The 20,201-nt window shown below is 38.2% G+C and carries 19 protein-coding genes and 2 tRNA genes; 1 reads left to right on the top strand and 20 read right to left on the bottom strand.

Features of this window, described 5'->3' with window-relative positions:
- Positions 1 to 10: 10 nt before the first annotated feature.
- The 18 genes from proS to ACFIKH_RS06550 form a co-directional block, all read right to left on the bottom strand.
- The gene (proS, locus tag ACFIKH_RS06635) at positions 11 to 1,336 is read right to left on the bottom strand and encodes a proline--tRNA ligase (RefSeq protein WP_375648396.1); all 1,326 of its coding nucleotides are present in this window, start codon (positions 1,334 to 1,336) and stop codon (positions 11 to 13) included.
- Between the two features lie 203 nt (positions 1,337 to 1,539).
- A complete protein-coding gene (locus tag ACFIKH_RS06630; protein WP_375627303.1) occupies positions 1,540 to 3,216 on the bottom strand; it encodes a ribonuclease J in 1,677 nt (558 codons plus the stop codon).
- A gap of 46 nt (positions 3,217 to 3,262) precedes the next feature.
- Positions 3,263 to 4,072, bottom strand: coding sequence for a biotin--[acetyl-CoA-carboxylase] ligase (locus ACFIKH_RS06625; RefSeq protein ID WP_375648395.1), 810 nt, complete (start codon positions 4,070 to 4,072; stop codon positions 3,263 to 3,265).
- On the bottom strand, positions 4,072 to 5,526 hold the full coding sequence (gene nuoN / locus ACFIKH_RS06620) for an NADH-quinone oxidoreductase subunit NuoN (protein ID WP_375627305.1): 1,455 nt from the start codon (positions 5,524 to 5,526) through the stop codon (positions 4,072 to 4,074). Before nuoN ends, ACFIKH_RS06625 begins: the two co-directional genes overlap by 1 nt.
- A gap of 17 nt (positions 5,527 to 5,543) precedes the next feature.
- Positions 5,544 to 7,013, bottom strand: coding sequence for an NADH-quinone oxidoreductase subunit M (locus tag ACFIKH_RS06615; protein WP_375625906.1), 1,470 nt, complete (start codon positions 7,011 to 7,013; stop codon positions 5,544 to 5,546).
- The gene (nuoL, locus tag ACFIKH_RS06610; protein ID WP_375653700.1) at positions 7,013 to 8,977 is read right to left on the bottom strand and encodes an NADH-quinone oxidoreductase subunit L; all 1,965 of its coding nucleotides are present in this window, start codon (positions 8,975 to 8,977) and stop codon (positions 7,013 to 7,015) included. Before nuoL ends, ACFIKH_RS06615 begins: the two co-directional genes overlap by 1 nt.
- 6 nt (positions 8,978 to 8,983) lie before the next feature.
- Positions 8,984 to 9,292 (bottom strand): NADH-quinone oxidoreductase subunit NuoK, encoded by a 309-nt coding sequence (gene nuoK / locus ACFIKH_RS06605; protein ID WP_015856359.1) that lies wholly within the window; start codon positions 9,290 to 9,292, stop codon positions 8,984 to 8,986.
- Positions 9,293 to 9,306: 14 nt separating this feature from the next.
- Positions 9,307 to 9,927 carry an NADH-quinone oxidoreductase subunit J gene (locus tag ACFIKH_RS06600; RefSeq protein ID WP_273723185.1) on the bottom strand — a complete coding sequence of 207 codons (621 nt, stop codon included), beginning with the start codon at positions 9,925 to 9,927 and terminating at the stop codon, positions 9,307 to 9,309.
- 93 nt (positions 9,928 to 10,020) lie between these two features.
- Entirely contained in the window at positions 10,021 to 10,512 is a 492-nt protein-coding gene (gene nuoI / locus ACFIKH_RS06595) for an NADH-quinone oxidoreductase subunit NuoI (RefSeq protein ID WP_273723184.1), read from the bottom strand.
- Between the two features lie 14 nt (positions 10,513 to 10,526).
- The gene (gene nuoH, locus ACFIKH_RS06590) at positions 10,527 to 11,573 is read right to left on the bottom strand and encodes an NADH-quinone oxidoreductase subunit NuoH (RefSeq protein ID WP_375625919.1); all 1,047 of its coding nucleotides are present in this window, start codon (positions 11,571 to 11,573) and stop codon (positions 10,527 to 10,529) included.
- 21 nt (positions 11,574 to 11,594) lie between these two features.
- Positions 11,595 to 13,664, bottom strand: coding sequence for an NADH-quinone oxidoreductase subunit NuoG (nuoG, locus tag ACFIKH_RS06585; RefSeq protein ID WP_375651944.1), 2,070 nt, complete (start codon positions 13,662 to 13,664; stop codon positions 11,595 to 11,597).
- Positions 13,665 to 13,727: 63 nt separating this feature from the next.
- A complete protein-coding gene (gene nuoF, locus ACFIKH_RS06580) occupies positions 13,728 to 15,035 on the bottom strand; it encodes an NADH-quinone oxidoreductase subunit NuoF (protein WP_375627308.1) in 1,308 nt (435 codons plus the stop codon).
- 186 nt (positions 15,036 to 15,221) lie between these two features.
- Positions 15,222 to 15,854, bottom strand: coding sequence for an NADH-quinone oxidoreductase subunit NuoE (gene nuoE / locus ACFIKH_RS06575; protein ID WP_375671251.1), 633 nt, complete (start codon positions 15,852 to 15,854; stop codon positions 15,222 to 15,224).
- Entirely contained in the window at positions 15,854 to 17,044 is a 1,191-nt protein-coding gene (locus tag ACFIKH_RS06570) for an NADH-quinone oxidoreductase subunit D (RefSeq protein WP_375671249.1), read from the bottom strand. The genes nuoE and ACFIKH_RS06570 overlap by 1 nt, the downstream gene beginning before the upstream one ends.
- A gap of 121 nt (positions 17,045 to 17,165) precedes the next feature.
- A complete protein-coding gene (locus tag ACFIKH_RS06565) occupies positions 17,166 to 17,777 on the bottom strand; it encodes an NADH-quinone oxidoreductase subunit C (RefSeq protein ID WP_375627309.1) in 612 nt (203 codons plus the stop codon).
- Between the two features lie 14 nt (positions 17,778 to 17,791).
- Positions 17,792 to 18,373 carry a NuoB/complex I 20 kDa subunit family protein gene (locus tag ACFIKH_RS06560; RefSeq protein WP_375648392.1) on the bottom strand — a complete coding sequence of 194 codons (582 nt, stop codon included), beginning with the start codon at positions 18,371 to 18,373 and terminating at the stop codon, positions 17,792 to 17,794.
- The gene (locus tag ACFIKH_RS06555; RefSeq protein ID WP_005773599.1) at positions 18,364 to 18,729 is read right to left on the bottom strand and encodes an NADH-quinone oxidoreductase subunit A; all 366 of its coding nucleotides are present in this window, start codon (positions 18,727 to 18,729) and stop codon (positions 18,364 to 18,366) included. Before ACFIKH_RS06555 ends, ACFIKH_RS06560 begins: the two co-directional genes overlap by 10 nt.
- Positions 18,730 to 19,026: 297 nt before the next feature.
- Positions 19,027 to 19,103, bottom strand: a tRNA-Asp gene (locus tag ACFIKH_RS06550).
- A gap of 172 nt (positions 19,104 to 19,275) precedes the next feature.
- Here ACFIKH_RS06550 and ACFIKH_RS06545 point away from each other — a divergent pair.
- Positions 19,276 to 19,351, top strand: a tRNA-Val gene (locus tag ACFIKH_RS06545).
- Positions 19,352 to 19,440: 89 nt separating this feature from the next.
- Here ACFIKH_RS06545 and ACFIKH_RS06540 read toward each other — a convergent pair.
- Together ACFIKH_RS06540 and ACFIKH_RS06535 are read right to left on the bottom strand one after the other, a co-directional pair.
- Complete coding sequence (locus ACFIKH_RS06540) at positions 19,441 to 19,815, bottom strand: helix-turn-helix domain-containing protein (protein WP_375648391.1); 375 nt, start codon at positions 19,813 to 19,815, stop codon at positions 19,441 to 19,443.
- A gap of 65 nt (positions 19,816 to 19,880) precedes the next feature.
- The coding region (locus ACFIKH_RS06535; RefSeq protein ID WP_375671247.1) for a DNA adenine methylase at positions 19,881 to 20,201 on the bottom strand (321 nt) is incomplete at its 5' end.

The following is a 20,201-nucleotide window of genomic DNA, read 5'->3' as shown; positions in this document are numbered from 1 at the left end:
ACATTTCCTATTAATTTATAGAAAGTTGGCTGAGTACATCTTCAACCTTTAGAGATTTTTTTACACCTGTTTTTCGATCTTTAATTTCAACTTCATTTTGTGCAATGCTGTTAGGACCAACAATGATTTGCGTTGGCAAACCAATCAAATCCATTGTTGCAAATTTTGATCCAGGACGCTCATTTCTATCATCTAATAATGGATCAAAACCAGCCTCCTTTAATCCCTGATAGAGAAACTCACATGCCTTCGTGCATTTTTCATCATCGGATTTCATATTGATAATTCCAAAATCAAACGGTGCCATCGACTTTGGCCAAATAATACCATTTTCATCATGAGAAGCCTCTATAGCGGCCGCAACAAGACGCGAAGGTCCAATACCATAAGATCCCATAGAGACTACATGCTCTTTTCCATCTTGTCCCATAACTTTTGCTCCCATTGGAGCAGAATATTTCGTGCCAAAGTGGAAAATATGCCCGACTTCAATACCACGCGCTGAAAGACGATTATGATCAGAAACTTTAGCCCACTCCTCTTCATTATGCATTTCTTCCGTCGCTGCATAAAAAGATGTCCATTGTTTAACAATATCATCCAAAACAGCTTTATCACTAAAATCGATTGAACTATCAGGAACAGTCAGTTCAAGAAATTGTTTATCACAGAAGATAGCGCTCTCTCCCGTTTCAGCCAAAATGATAAATTCATGACTGAGTTCCCCCCCTATTGGACCCGTATCTGCACGCATAGGAATTGCTTTTAAACCAAGACGAGAAAAAGTGCGTAAATAAGCAACAAACATACGATTATAAGATGTTTTAGAACCTTCATAATCAAGATCAAAAGAATAAGCATCTTTCATTAAAAATTCTCGTGCCCGCATCACACCAAAACGTGGGCGAATTTCATCACGAAATTTCCATTGAATATGATATAAATTAAGTGGAAGATCTTTATAAGAACGAACATATGAGCGAAAAATATCTGTTACCATCTCTTCATTGGTTGGACCATAAAGTAAATCACGCTTTTGACGATCTTTAATGCGAAGCATTTCCAAACCATAATCATCATAACGACCGCTTTCACGCCAAAGATCAGCAGATTGAATTGTAGGCATCAATATTTCTATTGCACCCGCACGTTCTTGCTCTTCACGAATAATTGTACAAACTTTATCAAGCACTTTTTTTCCCAAAGGAAGCCAAGAATAAATCCCTGATGTTTGTTGTCGAATCATTCCAGCGCGCAACATGAAGCGATGAGAAACAATTTCTGCTTCTTTAGGATTCTCTTTTAAAAGTGGAAGGAAATATTGAGAAAGACGCATTGAAATAATTAACTCCTAATCAGACCTATCATATCGGAACAATTTATCACACCCTCTATTCATCTATAGCCGCATTCTTAATACTTGCAAATATAACGATCTTACTATTTAAAAATTTACCAGGCTTTATTCTTTATTTTTCTTATTTAGCAATAAAATAAAAATGCTCTTCTCTTTTTAAATAACGTAATATGAAAGTTCTTTTACTTTGACCGATGTAAAAAAACTGTACAGATAGGTTTTTTTTGCCAAATTTCATGAACAGCCGCTCTCACTGCACGTCGTGTTGCCTCTCGAATAAGTTCATTATTTTTCTGTTTCATGCGTGGGATATTATAAACTGTATTTTCTATAATATCTAAAAGAATATCTTTTAAACTTTCCCCCTTTCCATTACTTTCAGGTAACCCGAATGTTGTTAGACCTATATCCCCTAATAATTCATGCTTACTATTTATATGGAGAGAAATAGTAACATGACCAGCATAACTTAGTTTGCGACGTTCACGAATCCCTAGTTCATTTTCATCTCCAATTAGGCAACCATCCTTATAGATGCGGCCAACAGGAACTTGATCAACAACTTCTACAGGCTCCGGTGCAAAACGTAACATATGTCCATTTCTGATATCTGTAACAATTTTAATACCCGCTTGACGCGCTAAAGTTGCCTGAGCCTTAAGATGCATTGCTTCCCCATGTACAGGAACAAGTATCTGTGGCTTTACCCAATCATACATCTGTAAAAGTTCTGAACGACGGGGATGACCGGAAACATGAACAAGTGCATCTTCATTCGTGATAATTTCAATACCCAAATCAATGAAACGATTTTGTACCTCAATAATCGCTTTTTCGTTTCCTGGAATACTTCGTGATGAATAAATAACGGTATCACCAGCAGAAAGTGTAATATTTCTCATTCCATCACGTGACAGTTTAGCCAAAGCAGCACATGGCTCACCTTGGCTCCCTGTGACAATTAAAACAAGATCTTTTCGCGAAATGTAACCATAATCATCTTCCGTTACAAATGGTGCTAAACCATTCATATAACCAAGCTCTTGTGCAACCATAATACTTCGCTTAAGGGAACGCCCAATGACAAGCACCTTACGTCCAGCAGCTTCAGCTGCAAGAGCAATAGAACGTATCCGACCAATATTAGAAGAAAAAGTTGCTATTGCAACGCGCCCTTCAGCTTTGGAAATAATCTCAGAAAGACTGGCTTGAACCTGCTGCTCTGATGGAGATATACCATCCCGACACGCATTTGTAGAATCACAAAGTAATGCTAAAACACCTTTTTTTCCTAACGCACGAAATCTTTTTTCATCCGTCACAGCCCCAAGTGAAGGAGTATGATCAATTTTCCAATCACCAGTATGAATCACAGTCCCCAAAGAGGTTGTAATTGCTAAAGATACAGATTCTGGTATTGAATGGTTAACAGCTATAGCCTCTACAGTAAAGGAACCTACCTGAAAACAATCACCAGCTTGAAAAATATTGAGTAAATTTTTTTGAGATTCAAAATCTAATTGTTTTTTAGTTTCCAATAATCCTGCTGTAAAAGGCGTACAGTAAATTGGAACTTGTAGCTTTGGCCATAAATCAAGAACGGCCCCATAATGATCTTCATGTGCATGTGTTAAAACAAGACCCCGTATATTATGTTTTTCACTTTCTAGAAAACGAATATCAGGAAAAACAAGGTCGACTCCTGGTAATTCAGAACCAGCAAAACTAATTCCCATATCAACCAGCAGCCATTCACGAAGATGTTGGGGACCAAATCCGTAAGCAGCTAAATTCATCCCTATTTCACCTACCCCCCCCAGAGGTAAAAAAACAAACTCATTCTTATTAGCTGCAACCATAAACATCTCCCAAAATCATTAAGGTATCTGATGGTAAAATAATTTTTTAATAACAACCTGCATTAATAGAAGCAGCCGAACCAAAATGAATATCTCCAGCTGTTATAATGGCTGTCTGACCATTTTTTTGCTTTATGATGCAGTTAAAATCACTATCAAGACCATCAAAAACACCCTCAATGACTTTTTCATCATTCACCACTTTGACATGTTTCCCAAGGTGAGCAGAATATAAAAGCCATTTTTTTCGGATTATTTCACATCCTTTTGGTTGTTTCCAAAGAAGGTAATTTCTAGAAAAACACTCCGTCAAAACCGTAAATAATTGTTCTGCTTCAATATGCAAACCGATATTCTTTAAGCTTGAAGTGGGATAAGGTGCATCTTCATAATTATATTTCACATTTATTCCAATACCAATAACCAATGCATATTGTTGTGATGACAACTTTAAAATCTCAAGCAAAACTCCAGAGCTCTTAGCTCCTTGTAACAAAATATCATTTGGCCATTTTAAACTCACAATATTGTTTGTCTGATTTTCATCTTTTATCAATTGTTTTATTGCCTCTACCACACTTATTCCAGCAACAAAACCAAGTTGAGCTGCAGTTTGATGAACAATATCATCAATTAATAAAAGACTAGAATAAAGGTTCCCTTTGGGACTAGACCAACTCCTCCCTCTTCTTGCTCTTCCCTGTGATTGTTCTTGTGCAACAATCCAAAGATTACCTTGATGACCAGTTTGCGCTTTTCGTTGCGCAGTGAGATTTGTTGAGTCAACACTATCGTACGCTTCAATAGTGTATCCTTGTTCTTGAGCAAAATCTGATAAAATATAAACCATATTCATTAAAACAATGCAGCTGCTGCTTTTTCTGCTAATTCAGCAAACCAAACTCCAAAAAGTGTATAAAATAAAATAAACAATGCAGAAAGACCAAGACAAAATTGAAGCTCATTCGATAAAACAACAAAATGCGCTTTTGCGTCATCAAACCACATAATTTTAATGACTCGTAAATAGTAAAAAGCTCCAACGACAGACGCTATCATCCCAACGACTGCAAGTGGCGTCAGACCAGCATGGACAGCAGCAGAAAATGTATACCACTTCCCAAAAAAACCAGCCATAGGTGGTACACTGGCTAACGAGAAAAGCTGTATTGTCATAACAATAGCCATAAACGGATTTGTCTTTGCTAACCCTGAAAGATCATAAATATTTTCAACATTGCCATTCTGAGAGCGCATTCCAAGAATAAAAGCAAATGAGCCAATCGTCATTCCAAGATAAATCGTCATATAAAGAATAACACTTTTTATTCCTAGCATATCTCCAGCAGATAAACCAACAAGTGCATAGCCCATATGACTGATCGACGAATAAGCCATTAAGCGCTTAATGTTATTTTGACCAATTGCAGCAAATGCACCAAGTATCATTGATGCAATCGCCATGAAGACCAAAATTTGTTGCCATGCAGGCATCACATTATCAACACGCCCTAGGGGAATAAAGGTCATCACAATAATACGGATGATTAAAGCCATTGCAGCAACTTTAGGGGCACCAGCAAAAAATGCCGTAATCGGTGTTGGCGCTCCTTCATAAACATCAGGTGTCCACATATGAAATGGAACAGCAGAAATTTTGAAAGCCAAACCAGCTAAAATAAAAACAATTCCAAAAATGACCCCCAATTGTAAATTTTTACCTTTTAAAGCAAGAGCAATTTCGTGAAAACCAATTTGACCGGTAAAACCATAAAGTAAAGAAATACCATAAAGCAGCAATCCTGAAGATAATGCTCCTAAAACAAAGTATTTTATACCAGCTTCAGAAGATTTTACATTATTACGATTAATCGCTGCTAAAACATATAAAGCTAAAGATTGCAGTTCTAACCCCATATAAAGCGACAGCATATTACCAGCTGAAATCATAAACATCATTCCAAGGGTTGCTAAAAGAACAAGCACTGGAAATTCAAATATATTAAACTTTTGTGCATTGGCAAAACCAACAGACATGATAAGAGAAAAGAGTGCACCAATAAGCATTAAAATTTTCATATAACGACTAAAGGAATCGATAACGAGCGCATTGGTTTGAAATGAACCATTTTTCGGAAAAACTATAAGAATAATAATAGTTGCCACAAGAAGTGCCATGGCTAAACCTGTCACTGTTAAAGAAGCACGTGTATTGGAATAAACACCAAACATAAGCAACACGACAGCTCCTAATGCGATTAAAAGCTCCGGAAGAATTAAGACTAATTGCGCTATTATTTCAGTTTGCATGTGCATTCTTCCCTTATCTAGTGCAGTTTATTGATGAGGGTTTCTACGGAAAACGCCGTTGCTTTAAGAATAGGCGTTGGATAGATACCAAAGAATATTGTAAGAACAACCATTGGATAAAGGATGAATTTTTCTCTTAAAGAAAGATCTATTAATACTTTTAAATTCTCTTTATCCAAGGAACCAAAAACCACACGCCTATAAAGATAAAGGGCATAGGCTGCCGATAAGATAACACCTGTTGTTGCTAAAACAACAACCAATTTATTTACTTGAAAAACACCTATTAAGGTTAAAAATTCACCCAAAAATCCTGAGCTTCCAGGCAAACCAACATTTGCCATAGTAAAAATTAAGAAAACAACAGCATATTTAGGCATATTATTCACTAAACCACCAAACGCTGAAATTTCACGTGTATGCAAGCGATCATAGATAACCCCAACACAAAGAAACAACGCTGCTGAAACAATTCCATGGGATAGCATCTGATAAATAGCCCCTTGTATCCCTTGTTCATTCGCAGAAAAAATGCCCATTGTCACATACCCCATATGAGCTATTGAAGAATAAGCAATAAGCTTTTTGATGTCATTTTGAACAAGTGCAACCAACGACGTATAAATAATAGCGATAAGTGATAATGTGAAAATCAAAGGTGCAAAATCTGCTGAAGCGATAGGAAACATAGGCAAAGAAAAACGAAGAAAACCATACCCACCTAATTTGAGTAAGACACCAGCTAAAATAACGGAACCCGCTGTCGGTGCTTCCACGTGAGCATCAGGAAGCCATGTATGAACCGGCCACATTGGCATTTTAACTGCGAAAGAAGCAAAAAATGCAAGCCATAACCATATTTGCATATGAGCAGGAAACTGGTAATTGAGTAAAGTTGGTATATCAAGTGTCCCAGCCTCCCAATACATAGCCATAAGAGCAACCAGCATAAGCACTGAACCAAGTAAAGTATATAAGAAAAACTTTATACTTGCATAAACACGACGTGCTCCACCCCATACACCTATGATGATAAACATTGGAATAAGGCTACCTTCAAAAAAAACATAGAATAGCATTGCATCAAGAGCACAAAAAACGCCAATAATCGCAACTTCTAGAAGAAGAAATGCAATCATATAAGCCTTTAATCTCTCTTTAACATTTTCCCAACTTGCTAAAATACAAAAAGGCAAAAGAAAAGCCGAGAGAACAACAAAAAGAATAGAAATACCATCAACCCCCATATGATAGCTAATGCCCCCCCCTAACCAACTGGACTTTTCAACCATTTGAAAATTTGGGTTGCTAGAATCAAATCCTATCCAAATAATTAAAGAAATAATAAAAACAAATAGAGTCGTAAAAAATGCGACATTACGTATATTATGGCGTGCTACTTCACTATCATCTTTGATAAACAAAATCAGAAGCACACCAATAAGTGGCAAAAATGTAACCGTAGAAAGAATAGGCCAATCGGTCATTAGTTTACGCCCCCGATCATCATCCATGTAATGAGTAATGCAACGCCGATAAGCATTGCAAATGCATAGTGGTAAAGATAGCCTGTTTGCAATCGAACAATTCTATTTGTAATATCAACAACACGCGCTGCGATACCATTAGGACCTAAACCATCAATAATTTTACCGTCTCCCACTTTCCAAAGAAAAGAACCAATTCTAAAGGTAGGACGAACAAATAAAAAGTTATATAATTGATCGAAATACCATTTTTGGTAAAGAAAATTATATGCTCTTGGCATAATACGAACCATTTTCTTAGGAAGAGATGGAATAGAAACATAAAATAAATAAGCTAAAATAAACCCAAGAACCATCGCTATAAATGGCAACCATTTTACCCAATTAAAAACATGGTGGGAATCATGAAGAATGTGATTGTGGCTGCTTGTAAATAATGCTCCCTTCCAAAAAGCATTATACAAGTCACCAAAAAAGTAAGGTTGGAAAACGACACCAGAAAATATTGCTCCAATAGATAAAAGAAAGAGTGGAATCAACATAACTGGAGGCGATTCATGAACATGATGCATAACATCAACTGTTGCCCGTGGTTTACCATGGAATGTCATAAAGATAAGCCGCCATGAATAGAAACTTGTTAAAAAGGCAGCAAAAACAAGAAGATAAAAAGCATATCCTGAAGCAATATTATGGGATGCAAAAGCAGACTCTATAATCGCATCTTTCGAGAAAAAACCTGCAGTCCCGAAAAGTGTTCCTGGAATCCCAACACCGGTCAATGCAATGGTCCCGACCATCATCATCCAATAGGTGACCTTTATATGTTTGCGTAACCCACCCATTTTTCGCATATCTTGTTCATCAGATACAGCATGAATCACAGAACCTGCACCAAGAAACAATAAGGCTTTAAAAAAAGCATGCGTAAAAAGATGAAAGACAGCAGCGCCATAAGCTCCAACACCTAATGCCACAAACATATAACCAAGTTGAGAGCATGTAGAATAAGCAATAACACGCTTAATATCATTCTGCACCAACCCCACAGTTGCTGCAAAAAACGCTGTTGTTGCACCAACAATAATAATCACGGTCAAAGCAGTCGAAGAAAGTTCAAAAATTGGCGACATACGCGCAACCATAAAAACACCAGCCGTTACCATTGTAGCGGCATGAATAAGCGCTGATACAGGGGTTGGCCCTTCCATTGCATCAGGCAGCCAAGTATGTAAAAGAAATTGTGCTGATTTTCCCATCGCACCAATAAATAATAAAAGACATGTAATGGTAATTGCCGTCTGCCCATCAAATTGCCAACCTAAAAATGTCATATTTTGTATAAAGCTATTGTTTGCAGCTTTTGCAAAAATAGAGGCAAAATCAACCGATTGGAATAAAACAAAAATACTAAAGATTCCTAAGAGAAAACCAAAGTCTCCAACACGATTGACCACAAAAGCTTTCATTGCAGCCTTATTAGCAGAATCGCGCTGAAACCAAAAACCAATGAGTAAATAAGAAGCAAGTCCTACACCTTCCCATCCAAAAAACATCTGAATCAAATTATTGGAGGTCACCAACATAAGCATCATAAATGTAAACAAAGAAAGATAAGAAAAAAAACGAGACCTTGAAGGATCATGGTGCATATAACCAATTGAATAAATATGCACCAATGCCGAAACACTGTTCACAACAATAAGCATGACAGCTGTTAATGCATCAACATGTAAAGCCCAGTTAAAGCTTAAGTCAGCAACAGTCATCCAATGTAATACCAATACGTCAATCTTTGGAATATGACCAAGTGCAATACTGAAAAATGCTATCCACGATAATATGGCAACAACAACCATAAAGCTACATGTTATCAATTCACTCGCACGATCTCCTATCGTTTTTCCACCCAGTGCAGCAATTAAAAAACCCAAAAGCGGAAGAAAGACAATCGTATAATACATCACTGGTTAGCCTTTCATTACATTAACATCTTCAACCGCAATGGAACCACGATTACGGAAAAAAACGACCAGAATTGCTAAACCAATGGCAGCTTCAGCAGCTGCTACGGTTAAGACAAATAAAGCGAATATCTGACCAACGAGATCATGAAGAAATGCTGAAAACGCAACAAAATTGAGATTAACTGAAAGCAATATAAGCTCAATGGACATCAAGATAATAATCACGTTTTTTCTGTTGAGAAAAATTCCAGCAATACCAATTGTAAACATCAAAGCAGAAACAGTGAGATAATGTGTAATATCAATATACATCTACATAGCCCCCCTTACATACCTTTACCTGATTCAACTTGTTTGATTTCAATGGCACTTTCTACCGTTCTAGAAACTTGCTCCGCAATAGATTGCCGCTTTACTCCTAATTTATGACGAAGTGTTAAAACAATAGCCCCAATCATTGCAACCAATAAAATCATTCCAGCAATTTGAAAATAGAAAACATAATCCGTATAGAGAATATCTCCTAATGCTTGTGTATTTGTTCGCTGCGCTAAATCTGGCATTGGTTGCGTAACATGTGTTCTCAAAACTGGAGAAAAATAGCTACTCACAAAAACAACAATCAATTCTACAGCGATAATAACACCAATAAGAGCTCCAATAGGAGCATACCGAAGAGTTCCACTCTTTAACTCAGCAAAATCAACGTCAAGCATCATAACGACAAACAAAAATAAAACAGCGACAGCTCCTACATACACAACAAGCAGAATAAGCCCTAAAAATTCTGCTCCTGCAAGCAAAAATAAAGCTGCTGCATTAAAAAATGCGAGAATTAAAAACAAAACAGAATGCACTGGATTGCGTGCTGTAATAACAATAACTGCACTTGTTAGCATAATAAAAGCAAACAAATAGAAAAATGCCGCCGCTAGATCTGTTAGCATAGGCTTCTCCTTAATTATTCAAACAATTGGTATAAACTTCATACCAGATTACAATTTATCGGAAAATATCCGACACCTCATTTAACGATACACTTAGCGATAAGGCGCATCCATCAATATATTGCGAGCAATTTCTCGCTCCCAGCGATCTCCATTTAATAAAAGCTTTTCTTTATCATAATAAAGTTCTTCACGTGTTTCCGTCGCAAACTCAAAATTTGGACCTTCGACAATAGCTTCAACCGGACAAGCCTCTTGACAAAAACCGCAGTAGATACATTTAACCATATCGATATCATAACGAACAGTTCTACGCGTACCATCATTGCGCCGTGGTCCAGCTTCAATTGTAATCGCTTGAGCAGGACAAATTGCTTCACATAATTTACAAGCAATACACCTTTCTTCACCATTTGGATAGCGACGCAATGCATGCTCACCGCGAAAACGCTGAGATACAAAGCCTTTTTCATAAGGATAATTAATCGTGGGCTTTGGTGAAAAAAATTGACGCATGGCTAAGAAAAAAGCACTCACAAATTCCAATAGAAGAAGTGACTTTGCCGCCTGAATAAAACCTGACATCGTAAAATCTCCTCTTAAACGAAATCCGTAAACTTTAAAAAAGCAGCAGTTATCACAACCATTGCTAGTGAGAGAGGAAGAAAAACCTTCCAACCAAGCCGCATGAGCTGATCATAGCGATAACGTGGAACAAATGCTTTAACCATAGCAAACCAAAAAAATACAAAACAGACTTTTAAAATAAACCAAATGATACCAGGAACCCAATTAAGCCACCAAACATCTAAAGGTGGCAGCCAACCGCCTAAAAATAGAATAGTTGTTAATGCGCACATTAAAACAATCGCAACATATTCACCAAGAAAGAAAAGCATGTAAGGCGTTGAAGAATATTCTACCATATGACCAGCTACAAGTTCAGATTCTGCTTCCACCAAATCGAATGGAGGACGGTTTGTCTCTGCAAGCGCAGAAATAAAAAATATAATAAACATTGGAAAAAGGACCAACCAATTCCAATCGAGAAAGCTGTTAAAAGGAAGACCAAGAGTTGTACCAATTCCAGAACTTTGTTTATGAACAATTGTTGTGAGATCCAACGAACCACTTATTAAAATGACAGTCACAAGCACAAAACCAATGGAAACTTCATAAGAAACCATTTGTGCCGCCGAACGAAGGGCTCCTAAGAAAGGATATTTTGAATTCGATGCCCATCCCCCCATAATGACACCATAAACCTCAAGAGATGAAATGGCTAAGATATAAAGCAAGCCAACATTAATCTTCGCAACCTCCCAGCCCTCATTGACAGGAATAACAGCCCAAGTTGATAAAGCAAGTGTCGCTGAAACAAAAGGAGCCAAAAGAAAAACACCCTTATTTGCACCTGCAGGGATAATAGGCTCCTTAACAACAAATTTAATTAAATCTGCAAAAGACTGTAACAAACCCCATGGACCAACAACATTTGGTCCACGACGCAATTGCACCGCTGCCCAAATCTTTCTATCTGCGTAAAGAAGATAAGCAACTAAGATCAAAAGAACGACCAAAAGAAGAAGTGTTTTTCCAACTATAATGAGTAATGGCAACAGCCAAGTCATAAAGAAATCATACATCATTATTCCTTTTCCTTTGCCTTACTTTATAGTTTGCGTAGCACGGTTTTTTGCAAGAGATGAACATTCAGCCATAACAGCAGAAGCACGTGCTATCGGATTTGTTAAATAAAAGTCTTTAACCATAGAAGTAAAGGTGTGACTCTCTAGAGAAACCATTTTTGAACCAAGCGCCTTAAGACCACTTATATCAGAAGGTACTATATCATCAACAGCACAAAGGTGTGGATAATCATTAAACAAGCATTGTCTTAATTGAGAAAGAGAATCAAAAGGGAGCCTTTGTCCTAAAATATCCGATAAAGCACGCAAAATAGCCCAATCTTCTTTTGCTTCACCTGGAGCAAAACCAGCCCGATTTGTCATTTGGACACGTCCTTCTGTATTCACATAAAGCCCTGATTTTTCAGTGTAAGCAGATGCAGGCAAAATAACATCAGCAGCATGTGCACCATTATCACCATGGCTACCAATATAAACTGTAAAAGCTTTTGTATTGGCTAATTCTACTTCATCAGCACCAAGTAAAAATAAAACTTCACAGGTTTTAAGAATATTTGCAACCCCAAGCTTAGAAGTAAAGCCTATGTCCAATCCTCCAACAATCGATGCTGCATTATGAAGAATCCCAAACCCATTCCATTCTTCACTAAGAGCACCAATATTGTCAGCTAATTTAGCAAGACTTTTTAAAACAGATAAACCTTCATTTCCTGAAACAGCTCCCTCTCCGATAAGAATAAGGGGCCTCTTCGCTTCTTTTAAGACATTTAAAAAAACATCCTCTCCACGAATAAGTGTCGTTAATGTATCACTCCCAGATCCAAGATAAGAATAAGGATAACGTAAATCGACTTTCTCTCCAATTAATGCAATAGGAAAATTTCCCATCCGTTGGCGCTTTAAAATACGCGCATTTAAAACAGCCGCTTCATGACGTGGATTAGATCCCACAATAAGCAGTGCATCAGCCTGTTCAATACCTGCAATTGTAGGATTAAAAATATAACTCGAACGCCCAAACTCAGGCGATAAAGCCCCCCCTCTTTGGCGACAATCAAAAAGCGTTGAGCCCAAAGAACTCAATAATGCTTTAAGGGCATACATTTCCTCAACAGACGCAAGATCTCCAGCAATCGCTCCAATTTTTTCTGGCAAGGTTTTAGAAACCACCATTTTAATTTTTGCAAAAGCTTCTGTCCAACTGACAGGCTGAAGCTTTCCATCTTTGCGTACATATGGCCTATCAAGCCGCTGAGTGCGCAATCCATCCCAAATAAAACGCGTTTTATCAGAGATCCATTCCTCATTTACATCTTCATTCGTACGCGGCATAATCCGCATAACCTCACGGCCACGGCTATCAATACGGATCGCACTACCAAGCGCATCCATCACATCAATTGATTCCGTTTTTACCAATTCCCACGGACGAGCATGAAACGCATAAGGTTTTGAAGTTAAAGCTCCCACCGGACAAAGATCAATAACGTTTCCCTGTAATTCAGATGTCATAGCTTTTTCAAGATATGTCGTAATTTCAGCATCTTCGCCGCGACCGATCAAACCAAGCTCAGAAATACCTGCGACTTCTGTTGTAAATCGAACACAGCGTGTGCAATGGATACACCGTGTCATAACTGTCTTCACAAGTGGCCCAATATATTTATCTTCTACAGCACGCTTATTTTCACTATAACGAGAACAATCACGCCCATAAAGCATTGCTTGATCTTGAAGATCGCATTCTCCCCCTTGATCACACACAGGACAATCCAAAGGATGATTAATGAGAAGAAATTCCATAACACCTTCACGTGCTTTTTTTACCATCGCCGTATTGGTAAAAATCTCAGGTGCTTCACCGTTAGGCCCCAATCGTAAATCACGAACCCCCATAGCACAAGAAGCCTGAGGTTTCGGAGGACCACCCTTAACCTCAACCAAACACATACGACAATTTCCAGCAATTGACAAAGATTCATGAAAACAAAAACGTGGAATTTCTGCCCCAGCCGCCTCAGCAGCCTGAAGCAACGTGTAGTAATCAGGAACTTCAATCTCTTTGCCATCAACTTTGATATTTATCATCACCCATCCAACCTGCGGATAACCCACTTAAAATTTGCATTCGGCTGCTCTTTAAAAAATCTTCTATCCTACAGCTTCTAAAGCAATATTTTTGCTTTGGACTACATTTCGCGTGTATTCATCAATTCTACGCTCGATTTCCGGACGAAAATTACGTATCAACCCCTGTACAGGCCATGCGGCAGCATCACCAAGCGCACAAATAGTGTGTCCTTCAACCTGTTTCGACACTTCAAACAAAAGATCAATCTCGCGTTTTTGCGCTCTTCCCTCAACCATACGCCCTAAAAGACGCATCATCCACCCCGTCCCCTCACGACACGGTGTACACTGACCACAACTCTCGTGCTTGAAAAAAGCAGCTATACGCCAAATTGCCTTGATAATATCGGTTGATTTATCCATAACAATCATTCCCCCCGTGCCAAAAGAAGACCCAACATCTCGCATCCCATCAAAATCCATGATTGCATCGATCATATCCTCACCACGGACAACTGGACAAGAAGCTCCCCCTGGAATAACTGCTAAAAGATTATTCCATCCACCACGAACACCACCCGTATGTTTTTCAATTAATTCACGGAATGAAACACCAAGAGCGTCTTCAAATGTACAAGGTGCATTAACATGCCCTGAAACCATAAATAATTTCGTTCCAACATTATTTGCTCGTCCGATTGATGAAAACCACGAAGCACCCCGCCGCAAAATCGTTGGAACTACAGCAATGGACTCTACATTATTTACTGTTGTTGGACAGCCATAAATCCCCATATTGGCAGGAAATGGTGGTTTAAGCCGAGGTTGTCCCTTTTTCCCCTCAAGACTTTCAAGAAGAGCTGTTTCTTCACCACAAATATAAGCACCAGCTCCATGATGAATAACAATATCACAAGCATGCCCATATTTCGTTTTTTTGCCAAGTAAACCCGCATCATAGCATTCATCAACGGCAGCTTGAAGCGCTTCACGTTCACGAATATATTCACCACGAATATAAATAAAAGCAACATTGGCTCCCATAGCAAAAGTAGCGATTGCACATCCTTCAATCAAAGTATGGGGGTCATGACGTAAAATATCACGGTCTTTACAAGTTCCAGGTTCAGATTCATCGGCATTGACAACCAAATAATGAGGACGCCCATCATTCTGCTTTGGCATAAAAGACCACTTCATTCCGGTAGGAAAACCAGCACCACCACGACCGCGTAAACCCGATGCCTTCACCTCATCAATGATCCAATCACGACCTTTGTCAATCATCTCTTTCAGACCATTCCAATGCCCACGCAACATCGCAGCCTTTAATGATTTGTCTTTTAAACCATAAATATTGGTGAAGATACGATCTTTATCAGCTAGCATACCCCACCTTTTTTTCTATTACCCATAGCATTTTCCGCTTTTCCTCAAATGCAATTTTTAAATATCTTTTCAAAACTTCTTACTTTTCATTAAATGTTGCCATTATGGGTAGAATAATAAAATATTTTCTCAAGAAAAATACTTAATTATGTTCCCACTATTTCCTTATCCTTTTTGGGTGAAGACTTAAGAGATCTTTTTTTCCTTCTCATCATCAATAAGAGAAGTTAAACCACTAATCGGTTCCGACGACTTACGGCTACTTTGCGGACCAACCGTTATCTCAGAACCTTTCCCAGCTTCAAATGCATCAATAATTTCTTCAAGACGCTCAGCTGTAAGATCTTCATAAGTATCTTTAAAAATCATAACCATCGGAGCATTCACACAAGCACCAAGACATTCTACCTCTTCCCATGATAAGGTTCCATCCTGATTGGTAACAAAAGGTTCATGATGAATTTTTTTCTGACAAACTTTAATCAATTCACCAGATCCACGTAACATACAAGGGGTTGTACCACAAACTTGAATATGCGCTTTTGTTCCAACAGGCTTAAGCTGAAACTGAGTGTAAAAAGTTGCAACTTCCAGAACACGAATATAAGCCATAGAAAGAATCTGAGCAATATGCTCAATCGCGGCACGTGTCACCCAACCATCTTGCTCTTGAGCACGCATTAATAACGGAATTACAGCAGACTGCTCACGCCCTACAGGATATTTCTCTATAGTATTTTTTACCCATATCTGATTTTCTTTTGTAAAAGAAAACTCAGCGGGCTGATAAACTTCATCTGCAAGACGGCGTACGGACATTAGCGATCAACCTCCCCAAAAACAATATCAATCGAACCCAAAATAGCTGTAGCATCCGCCAGCATATGACCTCTGGTTAAAAAATCCATAGCTTGGAGATGCGCAAACCCAGGAGCACGCAACTTGACACGATAAGGCTTATTGGTTCCATCAGAAACAAGATAAACACCAAACTCACCCTTCGGAGCTTCCACAGCAACATATACTTCTCCAGGAGGCGTATGAAAACCTTCCGTATAAAGCTTGAAATGATGAATTAGTGCTTCCATCGAACTTTTCATTTCACTCCGTTTCGGTGGTACAACTTTGCGATCCAAGCTCGAAACCGGTCCATTTTTTTCAGTACTCAGCAAACGCTCCACACATTGGCGCATAATTTTTGCTGATTGACGCATTTCTTCCATACGAATAAGATAGCGATCATAACAATCGCTATTCTTACCTACAGGAATATCAAATTCCATTTCATCGTAACATTCATAAGGCTGACTTTTACGTAAATCCCATGGAACACCAGCTCCACGAATCATAACCCCAGAAAAACCACGTACCCAAGCTTCATCAATACCTACAACGCCAATATCCACATTACGCTGCTTAAAAATCCGATTCGGGGTCACAAGCGCATCAAGTTTTCCGAGAGAAACAAGAAATGGATCAATAAAATCACCAATATCTTCAACTAAAGATTCTGGTAAATCTTGATGCACGCCACCGGGACGAAAATAATTTGCATGAAGACGAGCGCCACAGGCACGCTCATAAAAAATCATCAATCTTTCACGCTGTTCAAATCCCCAAAGCGGTGGCGTTAAAGCACCAACATCCATTGCCTGTGTCGTTACATTAAGCAAATGATTAAGAATACGCCCAATTTCAGAAAACAAAACACGTATTAATTGCCCTCTTTTAGGAACTTTAATATCCAATAACTTTTCAATAGCAAGAACAAAAGCATGTTCCTGATTCATAGGAGCAACATAATCCAAACGATCTAGATAAGGAGCCGCTTGAAGATAAGTTTTTGTTTCCATTAATTTTTCGGTACCGCGATGCAATAACCCAATATGTGGATCCACACGCTCAACAACTTCACCATCCAACTCCAAAACCATGCGCAAAACCCCATGCGCGGCAGGATGCTGCGGACCAAAATTGATATTAAAGTTTCGAACATTGACCTCAGCCACAATCAACCCCTTGCCTTTTAAAAAACTTCATATCAAATATCAAAAAAATCTATCATACTAAAAAATATTTAATTATTTAAGAAACACAGTACTCTAATATAATGCCTTATCAAAACCAATATTATTTTTTTTCATCCGCTTTTCCATCACATGGCAAAGTATACTGGCCCCCTTCCCAAGGAGAAAGAAAATCAAAATTACGCATCTCTTGACGCAAAACAACAGGCTCATAAATTACCCTCTTTGCTTCATTATCATAACGACATTCAACAAATCCTGTCACAGGAAAGTCTTTGCGTAAAGGATATCCTTCAAACCCATAATCTGTTAAAATTCGTCTCAAATCCGGATGTCCTGAAAATAAAATCCCATACATATCATACGTTTCACGTTCATACCACTCTGCGCCAGGATAAACCGTACAAGCTGAAGCAACAGGAGTATTTTCATCCGTACGAACTTTTACACGTAAGCGTAAATTCTCACGAGGAGATAACAATTGGTAAGAAACATCAAAGCGCTTATCGCGAGAAGGATAATCCACACCACTAATGTCTGTGAGATTAATAAATTGACAGCGCGAATCATCACGAACAAACATTAAGACATCGATAATTGCATCAAGACGTGCCACAATGGTCAATTCACCAAAAGCAATAACAGTCTCTTCAAGCTTATTTTTTAACTTGTTTTCCAAATAAGCAGCAAGTTCAACCAAAGTTTCATCCATCATGACAAGAAAACTCTCTATCGCTCTATAGATCCGGTACGACGGATTTTTTTCTGTAGCAACAATATGCCGTATAATAATGCCTCTGCTGTAGGTGGGCACCCTGGAACATATATATCGACAGGCACGATACGATCACATCCACGCACTACTGAATAGGAATAATGATAATATCCCCCACCGTTTGCACATGATCCCATAGAAATCACATAACGTGGCTCTGGCATCTGATCGTACACTTTTCTTAAAGCAGGAGCCATCTTATTTGTTAGAGTACCTGCCACCACCATCACATCTGACTGACGGGGTGAAGCTCGTGGCGCATAGCCAAAACGCTCATTATCATAATGAGGCATTGAGCATTGCATCATTTCGATAGCACAACAAGCCAAACCAAAACTCATCCACATTAAAGAACCGGTGCGAGCCCAAGTAATCAAAGCATCTGCCGAGGTAACTAAAAAACCCTTATCTGATAATTCTGCATTAATATCACGAAAAAACTTATCATCAGCCCCTATCAGCTCACCAGTACTGGGATCAATAATTCCTTTTGGTTTTGGAGCAGCAATCGTTGAATTATTAGATCTTAATTCCATTCAAGGGCTCCTTTTTTCCATTCATATATAAATCCAATAGTCAAAATTGCTAAAAACACAATCATCGACCAAAAGCCAAACATACCTATTGATTCGAATGAAACAGCCCAAGGAAAAAGAAAAGCAACTTCAAGATCAAAAATAATAAATAAAATTGATACCAAATAGAAACGAATATCAAACTTCATGCGTGCATCACTAAATGAATTAAACCCACATTCATAAGCCGATAACTTTTCAGGATCAGGGGAACGATATGCTACAATGTAAGGTGTAATCAACAAAACTCCAGCAATAACAGCTGACACAATAATGAAAATCAAGACTGGTAAATAAGAGCTCAATAAATAAGCCATAACCCTCTTCCATCGTAACGAAATGCCTGAGCTTAACACAATGATTCAATATTGCGAGACCAAACAGACAAATTTAATAATCGCTCTATTAATTCTATTCATACTGCTTCAAAGGCATATAGAGCGATACTTTTCTTATCGGCATAGGTAACGCAGAGCAAAGAAAGACGCAAGCCCTATTCTTATAAACCATATAAAAAGAAAGAAAAACACATTTATCCCACAATCAAATACTCACCACCTCACTCAATAGCATATGGATATTTTAAAAAGGAAATTTCACAAGGAATCATAAAATGGCGCGAGTGACGGGGCTCGAACCCGCGACCTCCGGCGTGACAGGCCAGCACTCTAACCAACTGAGCTACACCCGCGCATTTTTTCGAACCAATTTAATTTGGTACAAGCGGTCGTGTAAGGGGTTCATGCGTTTATGTCAAGAAGGATTATGCATTTTTAAAAAAAATTATCAAATACCATCTTTATTCTTGCGTTTAGAAAATTTTTTCCTTAAAGAGTTCCCATTCAATTGCCAATCATTGCATTGGGCGATTAGCTCAGCTGGTAGAGCGCCTCGTTTACACCGAGGATGTCGGGAGTTCGAGTCTCTCATCGCCCACCATATAGCTTTATATTCCTATTAAGCTGTTGATTCTTCATATGTTTTTTTAAGTGAGGGGCGCGTAAATAAAAGTTAGGGAATAGGATTTTCTAACATTTCTCTATAAAGCATGCTTCGCACAATGTTTCTAATGTTTCTTTGAAGTCTGCTAACGCTTCTTGATGTAAGCCATCTAAAAGTCTCATAAACGCAACAACAGTTTCACGTTGCAACGGAGTAGAAGGTTTTATTATGATGCTTTTTCGACAAGAATAGGCTTCTTTTTTTAAGAGAGAAGCCATTGCTTTATCTAAACCATAAAGCTCTATGATCTTTTCTTCCAGTTCTACAGGAACAGATTTTTTGCCAATTTCTACAGCAGATAAAAATGATACAGATATGTCTAATTTCTTAGCCATATCTAAGAGGCGTTCTGAATGATCAACCCGAAGTTTCCGTAAAATTTTACCAAAAGATGTAACCATATAAAAAGTCCTATTAGAGAAGAAATATTTTCTTCTGATTCTAACAAATCTTTTTATGATTTTCTTCAATTATTGCGAATCAAGAGTTCTTTTCGGGGTGGTTTTTTAGCAAAACCAGAGGTCCAAAGGGTCTCTAATTCTAAAAAGTCAAAATCCTTAAAGATCTCTCGAACCGCATCACAATCATTGAGACTCAAGACAAATTTACCTTGTATGCTTTTGAGAACTTTTGCCATACTCACAAAATCATCTTCAACAAAATTCCCAGAGCTGTAACACTTCTTCTTTACAAGATAAGGCGGGTCTAGGTAAAATAAACTGTCGGGTGCATCAAAAAGCTCGACAACCCGATCCCATGATAAATTTAAGATCGTCGTATCAAGAAG

The organism is Bartonella sp. SD1336NMGDW (assembly GCF_042193565.1).
GTDB classification, from domain to species: Bacteria; Pseudomonadota; Alphaproteobacteria; order Rhizobiales; family Rhizobiaceae; genus Bartonella; species Bartonella grahamii.
Note: the sequence above shows the minus strand (reverse complement) of the source record. Positions and strands in the feature narration are given on the sequence as shown.